Below are 19,439 nucleotides of genomic sequence, written 5' to 3'. Positions count from 1 at the left end.
TTCTTAACCAATCATATAGGTAGCAGTAGCGCTGGCAATGTGAACACCGGCATCGTTATGGAGTTCAACGCGGGCAACGGAGACTTTGTTACCGCCGCGCAGCAGGCTGCTGCTGGCGATAAAACGCTCGCCGCGCCCTGGCCGCAGGTAATCCACGCGCAGATCGATGGTGCCCATGCGCGACAGGCGCTGGCGAAGCTCTTCTTCGGTAATGCTTTGCTGGCGGGTCAGCGCGCTGCTAACGCAGACCAGACCCGCCGCCACGTCCAGCACCGAGGCAATCACCCCACCGTGCAGAATTTTCTGCGCATAGTTGCCGACCAGCATGGTTTGATTCGCCAGGCTTAGCTGAGCAAAGTCCGGTTCAAGGCGATCCAGCTCCAGCCCGAGCGAGCGGTTGAAGGGCATATCATAAACAAAAATTTCGCCAATCAGCCGACGTGCTGCCGCCTGATCCAAAGGTAACGCTGACATTATTGTGATCCTGTAAAGCCGGAGAAAAGTAAATCAAAGGTTAATGAGGTGAGTATCTTATGCTTCGTTGGCAGTGCTTTCCACTTTCAGAAAACAGCACTAAAGCGGGCAGCACTTTATGTGTAGAATGGCGTGCTTTTATCTTCATATTCGCCCACCGGGAGTAAATTATGGCTCTGCTGAAAGGACTGCTGGCGACAGCACTCCTGGTTCCGACAATTGCGCTGGCACAGGAAGCGACGCTAAAAGAAGTTCATGACCGGCCTGAGGTTCCCGGTAGCATCATTGCTAACCTGCTGGAAAAACACGATAACCCGTTTGTTCTCTATCCCTATGAGAGCAACTATCTGCTTTATACCTATACCAGCAATATCAACCGGGAAGCGATTGAGTCCTACAACTGGGGTAATGAAGCCAAGCACGACGAGGTGAAATTTCAGCTGAGCCTGGCCTTCCCACTGTGGCGCGGCATCCTGGGCGATAATTCTGTGCTGGCGGCCTCCTATACGCAGAAATCCTGGTGGCAGCTCTCCAACCGTGGAGCGGGGGCATCTTCACCGTTCCGTGAAACCAACTATGAGCCACAGATTTTCCTCGGCTGGGCAACCGACTACAGCCTGGGTGGCTGGACGCTGCGGGATGTAGAAACCGGTCTCAACCACCAGTCAAACGGGCGTTCAGACCCGACTTCACGCAGCTGGAACCGGGTTTATGCCCGACTGATGGCGCAAAACGGCAACTGGCTGGTGGAGGTGAAGCCCTGGTATCGCCTGCCGGAAAGTGAAAGCAACGACGATAACCCGGATATCACCAAGTATATGGGCTACTACCGCTTGACGCTGGGTTATCAGATGGGTGACAGCATCTTCAGCGTGAAGAGTAACTACAACTGGAACAGCGGCTACGGCGGCGCGGAGCTGGGCTGGAGTTACCCGATGACTGAACACGTGCGCTTCTATACCCAGGTCTTTAGCGGCTACGGCGAATCGCTGATCGATTATAACCATCGTCAAACTCGCGTTGGCGTGGGCGTAACGCTTAACGATCTGTTCTGATTTCATCTTCGCCGGGCGCAACTGCCCGGCGAATGAAACCCAGCCAAAGTCGGTTTCCCCTGTTCCGGATCTCGGCTTTGCGCAGCAATATTACGTTTTGCAGCCCGCTTCGCAGACAGAGCCATCGATGAAAAGTGACGCAGCAAAACGGCGCGAATCGCTTCGCAAATAAGCAAAATGCTCGCGATAATCCAGATCTTGCTCCGGACATGAGTTATCATTCTTCGCTGTGGTTGAGTCTTGCTCAACCGTCGGTTCTGGCATCACCATCGGGCAGGCAGTGCCCGGTAGCGCTTCACACCACTTCAGATTGGGGACAATGTGTCTACGGCAGCAGTAATCAATAATGAGACTCTGGCAGAGCAGGTACTTCGCGATACCTTCGGCTATCAGCAGTTTCGTCCGGGACAGCAAACGATTATCCAGGCATCGCTCGACGGACGTGACTGTCTGGTGGTTATGCCGACCGGTGGCGGTAAATCTCTTTGTTATCAGATTCCTGCGCTGGTTCGCGATGGGTTAACGCTGGTTGTATCGCCGCTGATTTCACTGATGAAAGACCAGGTCGATCAGCTGCTGGCAAACGGGGTGTCTGCGGCCTGCCTGAATTCTACGCAGAGCCGTGAACAGCAGCAGGAAGTGATCGCAGGCTGTCGTACTGGCAAAGTACGCATGCTGTATATCGCCCCTGAGCGGCTGATGATGGATAACTTCCTCGACCAGCTGACGCACTGGAACCCGGCGATGCTGGCGGTGGACGAAGCCCACTGTATTTCACAGTGGGGCCATGACTTCCGCCCTGAGTACGGTGCGCTGGGGCAGCTCAGACAGCGTCTGCCTAATGTTCCGGTGATGGCACTGACCGCCACCGCGGATGAAACGACGCGAAACGATATCGTTCGTCTGCTTCAGTTAGACGATCCGCTGATTCAGATCAGCAGTTTCGATCGCCCGAATATTCGCTACACGCTGGTGGAAAAATTTAAACCTACCGAACAACTTCTGCGCTATGTGCAGGATCAGCGCGGTGCGTGCGGCATTATTTACTGCAACAGCCGCGCCAAGGTGGAAGATACAGCCGCACGTCTGCAAAGCCGTGGGCTGAGCGTGGGTGCTTATCACGCAGGAATGGACAATGCGCATCGCGCGCATGTGCAGGAAGCCTTCCAGCGTGACGATTTACAGATCGTCGTGGCCACCGTGGCGTTCGGTATGGGGATTAACAAACCCAACGTGCGTTTCGTGGTGCATTTCGATATTCCGCGCAATATTGAATCCTACTATCAGGAAACCGGCCGCGCCGGTCGTGATGGCCTGCCGGCGGAGGCATTACTGCTTTACGATCCGGCAGATATGGCCTGGCTGCGCCGCTGCCTGGAAGAAAAAGCGCCGGGGCAGCTGCAGGATATTGAGCGCCATAAACTCAATGCCATGGGTGCCTTCGCCGAAGCGCAAACCTGCCGCCGTCTGGTTCTGCTGAACTACTTCGGCGAGGGGCGTCAACAGGCCTGTGGAAACTGCGATGTTTGCCTCGATCCGCCGCGTCGCTATGACGGGCTGGTGGAGGCGCAGAAGGCGCTTTCCTGTATTTATCGCGTCGGTCAGCGTTTTGGTATGGGTTATATTGTCGAGATCCTGCGCGGCGCAAATAATCAGCGTATTCGCGACATGCAGCACGACAAGCTGCCGGTTTACGGCATTGGTCGTGAGCAGACGACCGAACACTGGACCAGTGTACTTCGCCAGCTGATCCACCTTGGCCTGGTCACCCAGAATATCGCGATGTATTCAGCGCTCCAGCTGACGGAAGCGGCCCGGCCGGTATTGCGTGGTGAAACGCCGCTGATGCTGGCAGTACCAAGGCTGGTGACGGCAAAACCGCGCAGCAGCAGCCAGAAATCATGGGGTGGCAATTACGATCGTAAGCTGTTTGGCAAATTGCGTAAGCTGCGTAAAGCGATTGCCGATGAGGACAACATCCCGCCTTATGTGGTGTTCAGCGATGCGTCACTGATTGAAATGTCCGAACAGATGCCACTAACGGCCTCAGAAATGCTGAGTATTAACGGGGTGGGGCATAAAAAGCTGGAACGCTTTGGCAGGCCGTTCCTGTTGATGATTAAGGATCACGTTGACGGTGTTGATGACGATTAACCATCGCGTTAAGCGGGCCGGGTGACCGGCCCTTTTACGTTTAATCAGGCGATACGCCGCGCCGACGCCAGCAGTGCACCCACCGCCATAAATAACCCACCGAAAATTCGATTTAACAGCTTCATTTGCTGCGGGCCTTTTATCCAGACGGCAATACGCGTAGCCAGCGTGGCATAGCCAATCATCACAATAATGTCGACCACCACCGTGGTTACGCCCAGCACAAGGTACTGCATCGCCTGCGGCTGATGCGGGATGATAAACTGGGGGAACAGCGCCGCAAGGAACACGATGCTTTTCGGGTTGGTCAGGTTAACTAAAACCGCCCGCTGGAACAGTTTACGTCGCGGCATCGCCTTCGCCACGGCGTTCAGATCGATGGCTCCGGCAGAACGCCACTGTTGAATTCCCAGCCAGACCAGATAGGCAGCGCCAGCCCATTTCAAGATCTCAAATGCCAGCAGAGATTGTGAAAACAGCGCGCCCAGGCCGATCCCAACCAGGATAATATGCAATGACAGCCCGACCTGTAGCCCGGTAATGGAGGCAGCGGCCCCGCGATAGCCATGGCTGATACCGGTACTCATAGTATTAATGGCACCAGAACCTGGCGAAAGGCTCAGAATGCAGGTTGTCAGAAGGTAAGTCAGCCACCATTCGATGGTCATGGGTAAAGCTCCCGAAAAACGCTTAATTGTGACACAATACGTGAATGTTGAACGTTGTGCTATGGGTAACAATGGCCTGCTGAATGGTAAAACATCTTTCTGGAAAGAGTCTGATTGAGCCTGGTAAACCAGGCTGGTTGACCCGTGAACAGTCTTTTGCGGCCTTTGCAACGGGCCCTTTGCTGAGCTTTTGGCAGCAGCGCGAAGAAGATGAATTCGCCGGTGTTGGCAACGTGCCCATCCGCTATGCCCGCTTCATCTCTTCGCAACATGACAAGGTTATTTTGCTCTGTCCCGGTCGAATCGAAAGTTATGTCAAATATCCTGAGCTGGCTTACGATCTGTTTCACTGCGGCTATGATGTGATCGTTGTCGATCATCGTGGGCAGGGACGATCGGGGCGTTTGTTGCAGGATTCGCATCGTGGCCACGTGGCGGCCTTTGAGGATTATGTCGACGATCTGGAAACGCTTTATTTAAAAGAGATCGTCGCTCGTCATTATCGTCATCGCTATGCTCTCGCGCATTCGATGGGAGGGGCGATTCTTACGTTGATGCTGGCGCGTCAGCCTGCGGCATTTGATGCCGCTGCATTAACCGCGCCAATGTTTGGCATCACGCTGCCGATGCCGCAGTGGATGGCCCATCGAATTCTGGACTGGACGGAAAAACGCCCGGCAGTCAGCGAAGGTTACGCTATTGGTACAGGAAAATGGCGTCCGCGACCGTTTGGCCTCAATCATCTGACCCACAGCCGCGAGCGTTATCGGCGCAATCTGCGTTTTTATGCTGACGATCCCGGGCTTCGTGTCGGCGGACCAACCTATCATTGGGTGAGGGAGGGCGTGATGGCAGGTAAGATGATCCTGCAGCAGGCATCCCGCATCTCAACACCGCTGCTGCTGCTACAGGCAGAAGAAGACAGGGTCGTGGATAACAGAGCACAAAATCTTTTTTGCCAGGCAATGGTTGCCGCCGGACAGCCCTGTGAAGGGGGAGCTCCCAGAATTATCGCGGGTGCCCGCCATGAAATACTGTTTGAGAAAGACAGTATGCGGGCTGAGGCGCTGGAAACGATTATGGCGTTTTTCGCTCGCCATCCCTGATTACCCGCTGCGCAAAGTTTATGTTACCTGATGGGCCCTGCCCGCCAAATGATATTAACCAGAGGTTTTATGTACCGTATTGTTGCTTCAGATCTGGATGGCACGCTGTTATCTCCCGATCATACGCTTTCCCCTTTTGCTCGCGAAACTCTGCAGCTGCTGGTTCGCAAAGGGGTCCACTTTATTTTTGCTACCGGCCGACACTACATTGATGTCGCGCAGATGCGTGACAGCCTGGGCATCGACGCCTTTATGATCACCTCTAATGGCGCACGCGTGCATAATACTGCCGGTGAACTGGTTTTCAGCCATAATCTCGATGAAGACATTGCGCGCGAATTGTTTGCAATGCAGCACAACAATCCTGACATCTATACCAACATTTATCGCGATGAAGAGTGGTTTTTGAATCGCCATCGTCCCGATGAAATGGATTTTTTCAAAGAATCTGATTTCAACTATCAGATTTACCATCCCGGCGAACTGCCGACAGACGGTATCAGCAAAGTCTTTTTCACCTGTAATGATCCTGAGCTATTAGTTCCGTTGGAACTGGCGCTGATCGCACGATGGGGCGATCGGGTTAACGTCAGTTTTTCGCTGCCAACCTGTCTTGAGGTGATGGCCGGTGGCGTTTCTAAGGGCCATGCGCTGGATGCCGTATCGCAGTCTCTCGGTTCTTCTCTGAAAGAGTGCATCGCGTTTGGTGATGGGATGAATGATAAAGAGATGCTGAGCATGGCGGGTAAAGGATACATCATGGAGAATGCGCATCAGCGCCTGAAGGATTTGTTGCCGGAGCTGGAAGTCATTGGTTCTAATGCCGAACAGGCCGTATCGAAAACGCTGCGTACCTTGTTTGGTGTGTAGTCACTCTGAGTTATAATTTTTTACCCGCTCGATCAGCGTTGCGAACCCATAGCCAGGATAATACATATTCTCCTGGTTTTTTTATGTCTAAAATAAATATTTTTCACCAAAAATAGTTAATTTAAGATGTCGGATTTTTTTTGGTTAATTTAATTTCGTTTAAATGTGTCAGTGTGTTTTTAATTGGTAAGTTGGGTTTTTTGTCATTTCATTATGAGTCGAGTGTGAAATACTCTCGCTACAAACAATCTTCATAGCGCATTGAATTTTGAGGGATATAATTCTGTTTCCATCTTTTTTTTAGATTATAGTGTTATATTTGTTATTTGTGCTTTTATAGCATGGTTTTTTTATGTGAATTTTAGTGGTGATGTTTTTTAATCTTTTCAACGACGATCCTTGCTGTAATAATTACTGAATCAAATCATTATGGATGGTTTGATTTTGGGCCACTAAGCTGTATTCATCATGCTTTGTTTATGAAATTATTATGGTGACCCGATTAATTATCTATATTTATACTGATGTAACTTTAAATTACCTGTTAAAACTGCATGTCTGAAGTTGTTATGTATTTACCTTCTATGCTATTAGCATTCGGTGTTTTGTTTGAATTCAAAAAGAATTTGTTAAAGCACAATCCGTATCTGTGGATTGTCATAATCAGATCGTTGGGAAATCCTTGTTTAGCCAGGAGAGCTCTGGTTTGGAAAACCAGTTGATTATAATTCTTCTCTTTTGACATGGATGTGTTTCTTCCCCAAACATTTTGAATGATTTTTTCTTTTTCGATAATTTCATTCATCAAACACAGAATGAGGATTCTTTGGTTTTTACTAACCTTAGCCATAATATTGCTATCTTTAATCATTAAATACTTATCCTTTAACAGGAGTTTTTCATTTTCATACTTTACTGATTTTGGTTCTATGCTGTTCATTTTTTAAATTTCTCTTTTTTACAAGTCGGGAATGGCACCTAAAGTTTTCTTTAGGGTTTTTTATTTTTTAATGCATCATTTCGTTAGAGTTATTTTATTATTCCGGAAAGCTTAATAACAATATATATTGCCTTTTTGTGTTTTTATAGATTTTTATTTTGTTATTAATTAATTTATTAGTTTAATATTCTGTTGTTTGTTGAGTTTGTGTTGATATCTTTTAAAAGAAACCAATGGCGCGTTTATGATTAAAATGTGTTTTTTCTTAAAGTTTAAGATGGTGAATAGGTTGCTATCTTGTGGTTTTCAGGATGGCAATTATTCTGGATGATTAGGTAGCGTTGTGAATTACTTAATAAACGGGGCTTTAAAGTACAATTCCTATGATGGAACTTTGTATTTGATTGACGGTAGTGTAGATATGTTAACGCTTAGCCGGATTGCTAATGAATTGCTCTGCCTGATGGTGGAGAATAATAACAATCCATTAAGCAGAGAACATATTCTGAATGATCTTTGGACTAAAAAGGGTCTGTCATCCTCTGGTAATAATTTAAATAACTACATGTCAATATTGAGGAGGGCTTTGTCTAATCTTGGGTTCTCTGACGTGATCATTACTATTCCCCGGCATGGCTTCATGCTTAGTGCGGACGTCGAGATTATGTCAGATGATAATGATGAAGGTGAGATTTTTCTAGAGGGAAATAAGAAGTTAGCGAATGGCTTAATCAATGATGACAGCTTAAATAAAAAAATAAATTTTATTTTCTTATTTATCAGAAAGGGAAATGTGAGTCTTTTAACCGTGTTGTTACTTGTTTTATTAAGCTCCCCTTTGCTGTTTTTTCATTTTTTAGTGCGAGGTGATTGTTCTTTTAAAATAAATAATTGTAATGTGTATTTGTTGGAGAACTCCGGAGTTAAAAGAAAAACAGCGGATGATTTTTCAGTAGTCAAAAACTATGTTGTTAAATACAAAATAAACTGTGGCCGTAAAGCAGATATTTTTTATTGGTCCGGGCGGGAGGTTAGTGTAAATGAAAGCTCGACAGGTAAAGAAATTTTAGCGTACTGCGATGATAGTCGTGGAGGAGAATGCGTTAATTACGGCCTACTCAAATGAGAGAAATAGATTAATGTCTTTGATCAGGCAGCGTTATCCAGGCTGGGCGGTGGCAGTGGTACTCTCGCTGTGTATTCTCTGGTTTGGCAACACGAATAAGAGGCAAGACTTTAGCTGTAGGGCACAGTTGGGTATGGAACCTATTATTAATCAGTGTGGTAGCCGCAACCGGCTTGACCTTTTTATGGCAATAAATGGTAATGGAGAAGGATATTTGTTGCTATCAGGGAAGTTGAGATGCAAGGGGAAAGATCAAACCGTCAATGACATTCTTGATTTCGATTATGAAAAAGAAGGACGATATTATGATTTACATTTGCGGAAAAAAGATACGGTGATAAATAAATTTCTACCGCAGCTCAAGGATGAAAAAATCATGATAAAAATAAGAAAGTTAGATCGCCAAAGATATCTTCTTTCTTCTAATAAGCATGCATTACTGGTGTGTACGTCGGAGTGATGAGGAAATGAGTAGCGGTTTTATAAAAGCTATCCCGCTACTCATAATTTAATTATTTCGCATTCATTTGCTGCTTATGTTTCTTTTCGCTCATCATGGTCATGGCAAGAAGAATTACGGCCAGAATACATCCGCCAATCATAACCATAAAGCCACCGTCCCAACCAAAGTAGTCAACGGTGTAACCAACGATCGCGCTGGCGGCAACAGAGCCACCGAGATAACCAAACAGGCCGGTAAATCCAGCGGCAGTACCCGCAGCTTTTTTCGGCGCCAGTTCCAAAGCGTGCAGACCGATCAGCATGACGGGGCCATAAATCAGGAAGCCAATCACCATCATACAGGCCATATCGACGCCAGGATTACCCGCCGGGTTCATCCAGTAAACTATGGTCGCAATGGTCACGAGAGTCATAAAGAAGACGCCGGTAGCTCCACGGTTGCCCTTGAACACCTTATCTGACATCCAGCCACACAGCAGCGTGCCCGGAATACCTGCATATTCATAGAAGAAATAAGCCCACGAAGATTTATCCAGCGTGAAGTGCTTAACCTCTTTCAGATAGGTTGGTGACCAGTCGAGCACACCGTAGCGCAGCAGATAAACAAACACGTTCGCCAGTGCGATGTACCACAGCAGTTTGTTAGGCAGAATGTACTGGGTGAAAATCTGTTTCGCAGTCAGCTCTGTTTCATGTTTTTCATCATAGTCCGGTGGATAGTCGTTTTTATACTCTTCGATCGGAGGCAGGCCGCAGGACTGTGGCGTATCGCGCATCAGCGCAAAGGCGATAATCGCGATCAGAATGGCACCAAAAGCAGGCATATACAGTGCGGCTTTCCAGTCGTTAAACCAGGCCATACCTAACAAGAACAGCAGCGGAGGGATACCGCCACCAACGTTATGCGCGCAGTTCCATACGGAAACGATGCCACCGCGCTCTTTCTGTGACCACCAGTGAACCATGGTACGACCACACGGTGGCCATCCCATACCCTGGAACCAGCCGCACAGGAACAGCAGAACGAACATCACCATGATGCTGGATGTTGCCCAGGGTACGAAACCCATAAACAGCATTACCGCTGCGGCAAGAATCAGTCCGGCAGGCAAGAATACTCGAGGGTTTGAGCGGTCTGAAACGGAGCCCATGATGAACTTTGAAAAACCGTAGGCGATAGAGATGCCTGACAGTGCAAATCCTAAATCTCCGCGTGAGAAGCCCTGCTCAACGAGATAAGGCATCGCCAGCGCGAAGTTTTTACGCACCAGATAATAGGCGGCGTAGCCGAAGAAGATCCCCAGAAAGATCTGCCAGCGCAGTTTGCGATATAGCGGATCGACGCGGCTGGCATCAACGCGTGGCTGATGTGCTGCGGGTTTAAAAATACTTAACATTACGGCCCCCATGGCTCAGGTAACGATATCCCCGCCCGGCTGAGATGAAATACAAACAGCTTTCCTGGTAACGGTAAATGTTCTATTTCGAAAGCAGCATGGCGATATTCGAAGGTAACAGCTGTGAATAAGTGCGCGAATGTTACATTTTTATGACGAAATGGCTATATCTGCACCATTAAATGAGGTGATATTTTCGTATGCGAACTATAATTTGTGATTGAAGTCACACTAATGGGGCCGTTTAACGCTCTGGAGTCTGCATTTTGGATGTTTACGTTCTAATTGGAAAAATTTTTTATCTAAGGAATGTTATATCCATGGAAAAAAGCGGGATTTAAGGAGGCGATAAGATGAGCTGTGATACTGGCGTAGAAAGGGAGTACACCTGCCGTTGTTTAAATCTTTAATAAACTAAGCGTAACTCCCTGAATTTGTTAGTTAACGATAGTTGCTGGTAAATTCACCATTCACAATGGTCATACCGCTATCATCAAAATTGATAACTAAACCATCACCACCAATATTAATAACGTTGATGGGTTTATCATTGTTAATAACGGTGGTGATATTCATATTTGCCCGGCCACCGCTAACCTGATCTAACTCTATTTCTGACAATACCTGCATGATATAAACTCCCTTTTTGATTGAAGAACTCAAGAGATACTAGAGTTTCGAGTAAGAGAGCAGGTATCGTAATTTAAAGATTTTTATAAACTAACGCCCGGTTAAGGCGTTAATTATTTGAAATAGAGATGAATATTTATTTTTTAGCCGGGCGAATCTTCATTGCCAGACCTTTGAGGAAGTTGCGAAGGATTTGATCGCCGCACTCGCGATAGTTTTTATGCCCCGGCTTGCGGAAGATTGCACCAATTTCTGATTGCCCCACCGCAAAATCGGCGCTTTTCAGCAAATCAATAATATCGGTGGTTTTTAAATCGAAAGCGACGCGAAGCTTTTTCATGATGATGTTGTTCGTCATCTTGCGTTCAATCGAAGGCACCGGCGCATCTTCGCTTTTTCCACGGCGCTCGAAAATCAGACCGTTAAGGAAATAGCCCATAACGACATCCGGGCAGAGGCGATAGCCTGGCTCATCTTCTTTTTTCAGGAAGCTGTGCACTTCGGCTTCAGCCACTTCGCTCTCTGCCAGCGCCAGAATGCTCACTACTTTCGCATCGCTTAAATCCAGCATGTAACGCACGCTGCGCAGGACATCATTATTCGTCATAAACACTCTCTTCATTGAAACTATTGCAGTGAGCGCATTATAGAGCCAATTGAGCGGTTAGACAGGAAAAACCGCCGGTCTTCACTGATGAGTGGGATCAGGGATGAGTCAGCGATGTTGGCAGCGGCGTGCCCGGGAGAGAGGCATCCCGCACCCGTGGTAAATGATCGCAGGCGTGCTGCCGGGCTGAACGGATAAATGCTTCAACCACCGGTTGACGCTGCTCCCCATCGCGTACAGCCGCGTATAGCCTGCTCCACAGACCTTCGCCCAGCGCCCTGGTAGCCACCAGTCCCTGTTGCTCGAAGCTTTCCACCACCCAGTGTGGCAGAGCTGCAATGCCCATCTGCGCGGAGACCATCTGAATTAACAATAATGTGTTATCCACGCTTTTCAGAGCCGGGCTGACGCCAGCGGGCTGTAGAAAATGACGCCAGATATCAAGACGCTGACGCTGTACCGGGTAAATCAACAGCACTTCACTGGCTAAGTCTTCCGGAGAAATACGGTTCACTTTGGCCAGAGGATGGTCAGGTGCCATAACCAGCCTGACCTCGAAATCGAACATTGGCGTATAGAACAAGCCGCTGCGCGGCAGAATATCGGAGGTGAGTACGATATCCAGTTCGCCCTGCTGAAGCGCAGGCTGTGGGTCAAACGTCACGCCTGATTTAAAATCCATCACCACCTGCGGCCAGCTCTTACGGAAATTGTTCAGTGCCGGCGTCAGCCACTGGATACAGCTGTGACACTCAATAGCGATACGCAACGTAGTCTGGTGTGGCTCATGGCAGGCCTGTAATGCTTGTTGAATCTGTGGCAACACCTGCTCGGCCAGCTGCAGTAAAACCTCTCCCTGTGGCGTAAAGCGAAGCGGCTGACTTTTCCGCACGAACAGACGGAAGCCCAGCCGCTGTTCCAGATCGCTGAACTGATGGGATAACGCTGACTGCGTTTGATGAAGCTGGGCGGCAGCGGCGGCCAGCGAACCTGAATTTCGCAGAGCCTGCAGCGTTCGGAGGTGTTTAAGTTCGATCATGAGAGTCCTTCACATCGACAGTGAACATATTGCGCTTGTAGATAATACAGTACCTGCGGATTATAGCAGTGTAAACATCTGGACGTCCAAATGATAACACCTAAATTAACAGGAAGCGCATCATGACTATTCAGAACCATACTCTTGGATTTCCCCGCGTCGGCCTGCGCCGCGAACTAAAAAAAGCACAGGAAAGTTACTGGGCGGGCAATAGCACGCAGGAAGAACTGCTGGCAACCGGCCGCGAATTACGCACTCGTCACTGGCAACAGCAGAAAGATGCCGGTGTGGACCTGCTGCCGGTTGGTGACTTTGCCTGGTACGATCACGTACTGACGACCAGCCTGCTGTTGGGCAACGTACCTGCCCGCCACCGAAATAAAGAGGGTTCTGTTGACCTTGATACCCTGTTCCGTCTTGGACGGGGTCGCGCACCGACCGGTGAACCGGCCGCCGCCGCAGAAATGACCAAATGGTTTAACACCAACTATCACTATATGGTGCCGGAGTTTGTACGCGGCCAACAGTTCAAACTGACCTGGACCCAGCTGCTGGATGAGGTTGATGAAGCGCTGACCCTTGGGCATAAGGTCAAACCCGTACTGCTTGGCCCGGTAACCTACCTGTGGCTGGGGAAAGTGAAGGGCGAACCGTTCGATCGCCTGACGCTGCTAAGAGACATTCTTCCGGTCTATCAACAGGTCCTTGCCGAGCTGGCGAAACGTGATATTGAGTGGGTGCAGATTGATGAGCCTGCCCTGGCTCTTGAGCTGCCTGCTGAATGGCTGGCGGCGTTCAAACCGGCTTATGATGCACTGCAGGGACACGCTAAGCTGCTGCTAACCACCTATTTCGACAGTATTGGTCAGAACCTGGAGACCATTACCGCACTGCCTGTTCAGGGACTGCACGTGGATCTGGTTCATGGCAAAGATGACATCACCCTGTTGAATAACAACGTGCCGGCGAACTGGCTGCTGTCGGTCGGGGTGATTAACGGACGAAACGTCTGGCGTGCCGATCTCAGCAGCTGGTTTGAGCGACTGCGGCCGCTGGTCGCTCAACGCAAACAGCTGTGGATTGGGACTTCCTGCTCGCTGCTGCACAGCCCGATCGATTTGAGTGTGGAAACGCGCCTGGATGAAGAGGTGAAAAGCTGGTTCGCTTTCGCACTGCAAAAATGTACCGAACTGTCACTACTGAGCAATGCACTGAACAACGATGATGCCGCCTCACTGGAGGCCTGGAGCGCCCCAGTCCGTGCTCGAAAAACATCCACCCGAGTGCACAACGCAGCGGTGGCTCAGCGCCTCGCGTCAATTACGGCGAAAGACAGCCAGCGTCAGAATAGCTATCAGGTTCGTGCCGAAGCCCAGCGAAAGCGTTTCCAGCTGCCGGCATGGCCAACCACCACCATTGGCTCATTCCCGCAAACTACCGAAATTCGCGGTCTGCGTCTGGACTTTAAGCAGGGGCGTCTGGATGGTGCCCACTATCGCACCGGCATTGCCGAACACATCAAGCAGGCCATCGTCGAGCAGGAGCGCCTGGGTCTTGATGTGCTGGTTCATGGGGAAGCCGAACGTAACGACATGGTGGAATACTTTGGCGAAAACCTTGACGGTTTTGTCTTCACGCAGAACGGCTGGGTACAGAGTTACGGTTCACGCTGCGTTAAACCACCGGTTATCATCGGCGACGTCAGCCGCCCGCAGGCGATCACCGTAGAGTGGGCGAAGTATGCCCAGTCGCTGACCGAAAAGCCGGTAAAAGGCATGCTAACCGGCCCGGTGACGATCCTCTGCTGGTCATTCCCGCGTGAAGATGTTTCACGTGAAACCATTGCTAAGCAAATTGCGCTGGCGCTGCGTGATGAAGTGGTCGATCTGGAAAAAGCGGGTATCGGCATCATTCAGATTGATGAACCGGCCTTGCGTGAAGGCCTCCCGTTGCATAAGTCTGAATGGGCCGACTATCTGAATTGGGCGGTGGATGCGTTCCGCCTGAATGCCGCCGTGGCGCAGGATGAAACACAGATCCACACCCATATGTGCTACTGCGAGTTCAATGACATTATGGATTCGATCGCGGCGCTGGATGCGGATGTTATTACCATCGAGACCTCACGTTCCGATATGGAACTGCTGGAGTCTTTTGAAGAGTTTGACTATCCCAATGAGATTGGCCCGGGCGTTTACGACATCCACTCGCCAAATGTACCGAGTGTGGAATGGATGGAAGCCCTGCTACTGAAAGCCGCAGAGCGAATTCCAACCGAACGTCTTTGGGTAAACCCGGACTGTGGCCTGAAAACCCGCGGCTGGACTGAAACCCGCCAGGCGTTGGCCAACATGGTGACAGCGGCGCAGAATCTGCGTGCGGCAAAAGCGTCATTATCTGTGTGAATTGAGTCGTGTTGTAATCGGTTGGGGCGCTGAGCGCCCCCTTGTTTATGCTTTTGCTACTACGCCATGTTGGGCAAACCACGCCAGCATGCGCTGCCAGCCGTCGGTGGCGGACTCTGCGTGATAGCTTGGGCGATAGTCGGCGTTAAATGCGTGACCGGCATCGGGATAGACAATGATTTCCGCGTGCGCATTCGCCGCCCGCAGTGCCTGGCGCATGGTATCGACCGTATCTAACGGTATACCGTCATCTTTCGCGCCATAAAGCCCTAATACCGGTGCGTTAAGATCGACAGCAATGTCCACCGGCTGTTTCTGCTGCTTCATGGTCTTTTCACCGACCAGCTTGCCATACCATGCCACGGCCGCTTTCAGCTGCGGATTATGCGCGGCGTAAAGCCAGGTAATGCGGCCGCCCCAGCAAAAACCGGTGATGGCCATATTGCGCATATCACCCTCATGGCGCGAAGCCCAGTTCGCCACGTGGTCAAGATCGGCCAAAACCTGACTGTCCGGCACTTTACTGACCAGCTCCTTCAATAGCGTTGGGATGTCGTTATAGTCAGCGACATCGCCCTGACGGAAGTAGAGTTCTGGGGCGACGGCCAGATAGCCTTCACGGGCCAGACGGCGGCAAATATCGCGAATATGTTCATGAACGCCGAAGATCTCCTGCACAACCAGTACAACAGGTAAAGGTCCTGCCACATTGCGTGGCCTGGCGTGGAAAGCGGGCATATTTTCACCCTGAGTGGGGATCGACGTTTCCCCAGAAAGAATCTCTGCATCATCGGTAATAATGGTGGTTGCCGCGACAGGCTGGACTGCAGGTGCGAAGCTATTATTGCTCAATTTTTGAGTCGTGTTATCTTCGGTTTTCATTGTCCTCTCCATGCATGAACTAAGGCGATGGGCTAACTATAGCCAGGAAATTCTGGCACCCTCGCTGGGTACGGGCTATCTCTTTATCATCAGATAAACCCGATCTACGGGGTGGGTTGTAGCAAAAAAAGGCAACAGAACATTTATGTGTGATTTTGATCGCACTTTTTATTTTGATTGATGTAAGTTTCATTTGGATAAGCGATTTTTATCACATAAATGTGCGCCGTGTTTGCTTACAGTAGCACTCAGTTAACTATCCCCCGATTTTCGTGACAGGAGTTTGAAATGGCACAATCTGATGTTTTCCACCTTGGCTTAACGAAGGCCGATCTTCAGGGTGCCACGCTGGCGATCGTGCCCGGTGACCCTGAGCGCGTGAAGAAAATTGCGGCTCTGATGGATAACCCGGTCCATCTGGCTTCACATCGTGAATTCACCACCTGGCGTGCAGAGCTCTCCGGCAAGCCGGTGATCGTCTGTTCGACCGGAATTGGCGGCCCATCCACCTCAATTGCCGTGGAAGAGCTGGCGCAGTTAGGTGTTCGCACGTTCCTGCGAGTGGGAACCACCGGCGCGATTCAGCCGAATATCAACGTGGGTGATGTGCTGGTGACTACGGCTTCCGTGCGTCTTGATGGTGCCAGCCTGCATTTTGCTCCGCTGGAATATCCGGCCGTCGCTGACTTTGCCTGCACCACTGCACTGGTTGCCGCAGCGGAAGAAGCCGGAGCCACAACGCATATCGGCGTAACCGCCTCTTCCGACACCTTCTACCCGGGTCAGGAGCGTTACGATACCTATTCCGGACGTGTTGTCAGCCGCTTCCAGGGCTCAATGAAAGAGTGGCAGCAGATGGGCGTGCTGAACTATGAAATGGAATCGGCTACATTGCTGACCATGTGTGCCAGCCAGGGACTGCGGGCCGGTATGGTTGCCGGTGTGATCGTCAACCGTACCCAGCAGGAAATCCCTGACGCGGAAACCATGAAGCGTACCGAAAGCGATGCGGTGAAAATCGTTGTTGAGGCTGCTCGCCGCCTGCTCTAATCGTCAAAATACTTGGGCTGCGGCACCTGCCGCAGCCATGAAATTCCTGCAACAAAACCCCCGCTTTTTCGAGCCGTTATCCAGTTCGCATTTAAATCACCATACATCCTTCTTCCTCGCGCTTTTTATCTGGACATTCATACAGTGTGCCTCTATTTTTCCCCTGTTGTCGTTGATGAGAGGGAAAGCAGAGTGGATGCAACAATCAGTTACGCCGCAGTCATTGGTCTGGCGGGAATACTGGCAGGGTGGATATTTGCCTGGTTTCTCGGTCACCAGCGATTCGCTAAGCAGGAAACCGAGCGGCAGCTGCTGGTACAAGCTGCTGAGCAGAGTCAGACAGAACGTCAGCGCCTGCAGCAGCAGCTGGAGCAGCAGGCTGTGATGCAAAGACAGAATGAGCAGGAGTTACGCCAGCTGCACGGTAATCTCGCCGCCGCGCAGGAAAAACTGCATCAGTTCGATCACTGGCGGGGAGAAGCGGAACAGTTATCACGTGAACTGCGTACGCAGCTGGAGATTAACAGCGCGCAGGAAGCTGAACTGCGTGAAGTTACCATCCGGCTGGAAGAAACTCGGATGGCTGCAGAAGAAAAACAACGGCTGCTGGTCAACAGCGAGCAGCGGCTTAACTCGCAGTTTGAAAACCTGGCCAATCGCATCTTTGAAAATAGCGGACGCCGCGTGGATGAGCAGAATCGTCAGAGCCTGCATGGCCTGATAACCCCGCTGCGTGAACAGCTGGAAGGATTTCGCCGCCAGGTGCAGGAAGGCTTTGGCCAGGAAGCGCGCGAGCGCCATACGCTTTCCCATGAGATACGTAACCTGCAGCAGCTCAATGCCCGTATGGCACAGGAGGCGCTCAACCTGACGAAGGCGCTGAAGGGTGACAATAAAACTCAGGGTAACTGGGGAGAGGTCGTGCTGAGCCGCGTGTTGGAGGCATCAGGATTGCGTGAAGGGCATGAGTATGAAACTCAGGTGAACATCCAACTGGAACAGAATGGCCGCATGCAGCCGGACGTCATTGTGCGTCTGCCCCAGGGTAAAGACGTAGTGATTGACGCCAAAATGACCCTGGTGGCCTACGAGCGTTACTTCAATAGTGAAGATGAGCTACAGCGTGAAGCGGCAATCAGCGAGCATATTGCGGCGATCCGCGGCCATCTTCGCTTACTCAGCCGAAAAGATTATCAACAATTGCCGGGTTTACGCTCGCTGGATTATGTGTTGATGTTTATCCCGATTGAACCGGCCTTTTTACTGGCAATCGACCGCCAGCCAGAGTTGATTAGTGAAGCTTTGAACCAGAACATTATGCTGGTCAGTCCGACCACGCTGCTGGTTGCGCTACGGACGATTAACAATCTGTGGCGTTATGAACATCAGAGCCGCCACGCCCAACGCATCGCCGACCGTGCCGGGCGGCTGTATGACAAAATGCGGCTGTTTGTTGATGACATGACCAGTATCGGGCAGAACCTTGACAAGGCTCAGGACAGTTACCGCCAGGCGATGAAAAAACTATCAGAAGGGCGGGGCAATCTGATTGCGCAAACGGAAGGATTTCGTCAGATGGGAGTGGAGGTGAAGCGTCCCATTAACCCTCTTCTGGCCGGGCAGGCGGTATCTGAGGGCGATGATGAAAATGCGGAGCAAGGCGACACTCAGCAACCGCGGGTTGAAGCTGGCGATCCAGATGTTTACGCTACGCGCGGGCAGCGTCAAATCAATGAATAAGCGAGCGGCATGTGCCTGGCCTGCCTGACTCTGGTACACTTGGCAAATATTTGATTGTAGAGCAGGCAAAACAAATGGCAGATGAATCAAAGGACACTACCCACTTCGGTTACCGCACCGTTGCGAAAAGCGACAAAGCCGACATGGTTGCTGATGTTTTCCACTCCGTTGCGGCCAAATACGATCTGATGAATGATCTGATGTCATTCGGTATTCACCGCATCTGGAAGCGTTTTACCATTGACAGCAGCGGCGTGCGCCGCGGGCAGCGCGTGCTGGATTTAGCCGGCGGTACAGGCGATCTGACGGCGAAGTTTTCTCGTCTGGTTGGCGAAACTGGCGAGGTCGTGCTGGCTGATATCAACAGCTCAATGCTGAAAGTCGGCCGCGAAAAGCTACGCAATAAAGGCATTATCGGTAACGTTAATTATGTTCAGGCCAATGCAGAAGCCCTGCCGTTCCCGGACAACTATTTTGACTGTATTACCATCGCTTTTGGCCTGCGTAACGTGACGGAAAAAGAGAAGGCACTGGCATCGATGTTCCGCGTCCTTAAGCCGGGCGGACGCCTGCTGGTCCTGGAGTTTTCCAAGCCGGTGCTGGAGCCGCTGAGCAAAGCTTATGATGCCTACTCTTTCCACATCTTGCCGCGCATCGGTGAAATGGTGGCGAAAGATGCCGGCAGCTATCGCTATCTGGCTGAGTCCATCCGCATGCATCCAGACCAGGAAACGCTTAAGCAGATGATGATGGATGTCGGCTTCGAAAACACCACGTATCACAATCTCACGGGCGGCATCGTTGCCTTGCACCGCGGATTTAAGTTCTGATCGG

Annotated in this window: 18 protein-coding genes; 10 read left to right on the top strand and 8 right to left on the bottom strand. The window is 50.5% G+C overall.

Annotated elements, in window-relative coordinates; all coding sequences use genetic code 11:
* Positions 1-3: 3 nt before the first annotated feature.
* The gene (locus tag JOE09_RS24785; RefSeq protein ID WP_105595155.1) at positions 4-474 is read right to left on the bottom strand and encodes a thioesterase family protein; all 471 of its coding nucleotides are present in this window, start codon (positions 472-474) and stop codon (positions 4-6) included.
* Positions 475-644: 170 nt separating this feature from the next.
* On the opposite strand from JOE09_RS24785, the gene pldA reads away from it, so the two are divergent.
* Positions 645-1,529 carry a phospholipase A gene (gene pldA / locus JOE09_RS24780; protein ID WP_105595156.1) on the top strand — a complete coding sequence of 295 codons (885 nt, stop codon included), beginning with the start codon at positions 645-647 and terminating at the stop codon, positions 1,527-1,529.
* A 321-nt stretch (positions 1,530-1,850) separates the two neighbouring features.
* A complete protein-coding gene (gene recQ, locus JOE09_RS24775; protein ID WP_105595157.1) occupies positions 1,851-3,683 on the top strand; it encodes an ATP-dependent DNA helicase RecQ in 1,833 nt (610 codons plus the stop codon).
* A gap of 44 nt (positions 3,684-3,727) precedes the next feature.
* On the opposite strand, the gene rhtB is transcribed toward recQ, so the two are convergent.
* Positions 3,728-4,351 (bottom strand): homoserine/homoserine lactone efflux protein, encoded by a 624-nt coding sequence (rhtB, locus tag JOE09_RS24770; RefSeq protein WP_105595158.1) that lies wholly within the window; start codon positions 4,349-4,351, stop codon positions 3,728-3,730.
* 83 nt (positions 4,352-4,434) lie between these two features.
* On the opposite strand from rhtB, the gene pldB reads away from it, so the two are divergent.
* Positions 4,435-5,457 carry a lysophospholipase L2 gene (gene pldB / locus JOE09_RS24765; protein ID WP_205067711.1) on the top strand — a complete coding sequence of 341 codons (1,023 nt, stop codon included), beginning with the start codon at positions 4,435-4,437 and terminating at the stop codon, positions 5,455-5,457.
* Between the two features lie 69 nt (positions 5,458-5,526).
* Complete coding sequence (gene yigL / locus JOE09_RS24760) at positions 5,527-6,327, top strand: sugar/pyridoxal phosphate phosphatase YigL (RefSeq protein ID WP_205067710.1); 801 nt, start codon at positions 5,527-5,529, stop codon at positions 6,325-6,327.
* A 544-nt stretch (positions 6,328-6,871) separates the two neighbouring features.
* Here yigL and JOE09_RS24755 read toward each other — a convergent pair.
* The gene (locus JOE09_RS24755; protein WP_205067709.1) at positions 6,872-7,267 is read right to left on the bottom strand and encodes a winged helix-turn-helix domain-containing protein; all 396 of its coding nucleotides are present in this window, start codon (positions 7,265-7,267) and stop codon (positions 6,872-6,874) included.
* Positions 7,268-7,610: 343 nt separating this feature from the next.
* On the opposite strand from JOE09_RS24755, the gene JOE09_RS24750 reads away from it, so the two are divergent.
* Positions 7,611-8,393: a winged helix-turn-helix domain-containing protein gene (locus tag JOE09_RS24750; RefSeq protein ID WP_205067708.1), complete on the top strand. Its 783-nt coding sequence runs from the start codon at positions 7,611-7,613 to the stop codon at positions 8,391-8,393.
* A gap of 13 nt (positions 8,394-8,406) precedes the next feature.
* Positions 8,407-8,853 (top strand): hypothetical protein, encoded by a 447-nt coding sequence (locus tag JOE09_RS24745; RefSeq protein WP_205067707.1) that lies wholly within the window; start codon positions 8,407-8,409, stop codon positions 8,851-8,853.
* Positions 8,854-8,905: 52 nt separating this feature from the next.
* On the opposite strand, the gene glpT is transcribed toward JOE09_RS24745, so the two are convergent.
* From glpT to metR, 4 genes are all read right to left on the bottom strand, one after another.
* Positions 8,906-10,252, bottom strand: a complete 1,347-nt coding sequence (glpT, locus tag JOE09_RS24740) for a glycerol-3-phosphate transporter (RefSeq protein WP_205067706.1) — start codon at positions 10,250-10,252, stop codon at positions 8,906-8,908.
* 441 nt (positions 10,253-10,693) lie between these two features.
* Entirely contained in the window at positions 10,694-10,882 is a 189-nt protein-coding gene (locus JOE09_RS24735; RefSeq protein ID WP_205067705.1) for a hypothetical protein, read from the bottom strand.
* 136 nt (positions 10,883-11,018) lie between these two features.
* Positions 11,019-11,489, bottom strand: a complete 471-nt coding sequence (locus tag JOE09_RS24730) for a YehS family protein (RefSeq protein WP_205067704.1) — start codon at positions 11,487-11,489, stop codon at positions 11,019-11,021.
* A 97-nt stretch (positions 11,490-11,586) separates the two neighbouring features.
* On the bottom strand, positions 11,587-12,528 hold the full coding sequence (gene metR, locus JOE09_RS24725; RefSeq protein ID WP_200562743.1) for an HTH-type transcriptional regulator MetR: 942 nt from the start codon (positions 12,526-12,528) through the stop codon (positions 11,587-11,589).
* 122 nt (positions 12,529-12,650) lie between these two features.
* Between metR and metE the strand changes: the two genes are divergently transcribed.
* Positions 12,651-14,933, top strand: a complete 2,283-nt coding sequence (gene metE, locus JOE09_RS24720; RefSeq protein WP_205067703.1) for a 5-methyltetrahydropteroyltriglutamate--homocysteine S-methyltransferase — start codon at positions 12,651-12,653, stop codon at positions 14,931-14,933.
* A gap of 45 nt (positions 14,934-14,978) precedes the next feature.
* Here the strand turns inward: metE and JOE09_RS24715 are convergent, their stop codons facing one another.
* A complete protein-coding gene (locus tag JOE09_RS24715; protein ID WP_205067702.1) occupies positions 14,979-15,815 on the bottom strand; it encodes a dienelactone hydrolase family protein in 837 nt (278 codons plus the stop codon).
* Between the two features lie 288 nt (positions 15,816-16,103).
* On the opposite strand from JOE09_RS24715, the gene udp reads away from it, so the two are divergent.
* From udp to ubiE, 3 genes are all read left to right on the top strand, one after another.
* On the top strand, positions 16,104-16,865 hold the full coding sequence (gene udp / locus JOE09_RS24710) for a uridine phosphorylase (RefSeq protein WP_123337867.1): 762 nt from the start codon (positions 16,104-16,106) through the stop codon (positions 16,863-16,865).
* 192 nt (positions 16,866-17,057) lie between these two features.
* Entirely contained in the window at positions 17,058-18,605 is a 1,548-nt protein-coding gene (gene rmuC / locus JOE09_RS24705; protein WP_205067701.1) for a DNA recombination protein RmuC, read from the top strand.
* 74 nt (positions 18,606-18,679) lie between these two features.
* Complete coding sequence (gene ubiE / locus JOE09_RS24700; RefSeq protein WP_105595172.1) at positions 18,680-19,435, top strand: bifunctional demethylmenaquinone methyltransferase/2-methoxy-6-polyprenyl-1,4-benzoquinol methylase UbiE; 756 nt, start codon at positions 18,680-18,682, stop codon at positions 19,433-19,435.
* Positions 19,436-19,439 lie beyond the last annotated feature (4 nt).

Source organism: Pantoea coffeiphila, from assembly GCF_016909495.1.
GTDB classification, from domain to species: domain Bacteria; phylum Pseudomonadota; class Gammaproteobacteria; order Enterobacterales; family Enterobacteriaceae; genus Erwinia; species Erwinia coffeiphila.
Note: the sequence above shows the minus strand (reverse complement) of the source record. Positions and strands in the feature narration are given on the sequence as shown.

What these genes read in the sequence shown, in the direction of transcription:
- JOE09_RS24785 (WP_105595155.1), bottom strand. Translation starts at nt 474, where the DNA reads ATGTCAGCGTTACCTTTGGATCAGGCGGCAGCACGTCGGCTGATTGGC.
- pldA (WP_105595156.1), top strand. Translation starts at nt 645, where the DNA reads ATGGCTCTGCTGAAAGGACTGCTGGCGACAGCACTCCTGGTTCCGACA.
- rhtB (WP_105595158.1), bottom strand. Translation starts at nt 4,351, where the DNA reads ATGACCATCGAATGGTGGCTGACTTACCTTCTGACAACCTGCATTCTG.
- pldB (WP_205067711.1), top strand. Translation starts at nt 4,435, where the DNA reads ATGGTAAAACATCTTTCTGGAAAGAGTCTGATTGAGCCTGGTAAACCA.
- yigL (WP_205067710.1), top strand. Translation starts at nt 5,527, where the DNA reads ATGTACCGTATTGTTGCTTCAGATCTGGATGGCACGCTGTTATCTCCC.
- JOE09_RS24755 (WP_205067709.1), bottom strand. Translation starts at nt 7,267, where the DNA reads ATGAACAGCATAGAACCAAAATCAGTAAAGTATGAAAATGAAAAACTC.
- JOE09_RS24745 (WP_205067707.1), top strand. Translation starts at nt 8,407, where the DNA reads ATGTCTTTGATCAGGCAGCGTTATCCAGGCTGGGCGGTGGCAGTGGTA.
- glpT (WP_205067706.1), bottom strand. Translation starts at nt 10,252, where the DNA reads ATGTTAAGTATTTTTAAACCCGCAGCACATCAGCCACGCGTTGATGCC.
- JOE09_RS24735 (WP_205067705.1), bottom strand. Translation starts at nt 10,882, where the DNA reads ATGCAGGTATTGTCAGAAATAGAGTTAGATCAGGTTAGCGGTGGCCGG.
- JOE09_RS24730 (WP_205067704.1), bottom strand. Translation starts at nt 11,489, where the DNA reads ATGACGAATAATGATGTCCTGCGCAGCGTGCGTTACATGCTGGATTTA.
- metR (WP_200562743.1), bottom strand. Translation starts at nt 12,528, where the DNA reads ATGATCGAACTTAAACACCTCCGAACGCTGCAGGCTCTGCGAAATTCA.
- metE (WP_205067703.1), top strand. Translation starts at nt 12,651, where the DNA reads ATGACTATTCAGAACCATACTCTTGGATTTCCCCGCGTCGGCCTGCGC.
- JOE09_RS24715 (WP_205067702.1), bottom strand. Translation starts at nt 15,815, where the DNA reads ATGAAAACCGAAGATAACACGACTCAAAAATTGAGCAATAATAGCTTC.
- udp (WP_123337867.1), top strand. Translation starts at nt 16,104, where the DNA reads ATGGCACAATCTGATGTTTTCCACCTTGGCTTAACGAAGGCCGATCTT.
- ubiE (WP_105595172.1), top strand. Translation starts at nt 18,680, where the DNA reads ATGGCAGATGAATCAAAGGACACTACCCACTTCGGTTACCGCACCGTT.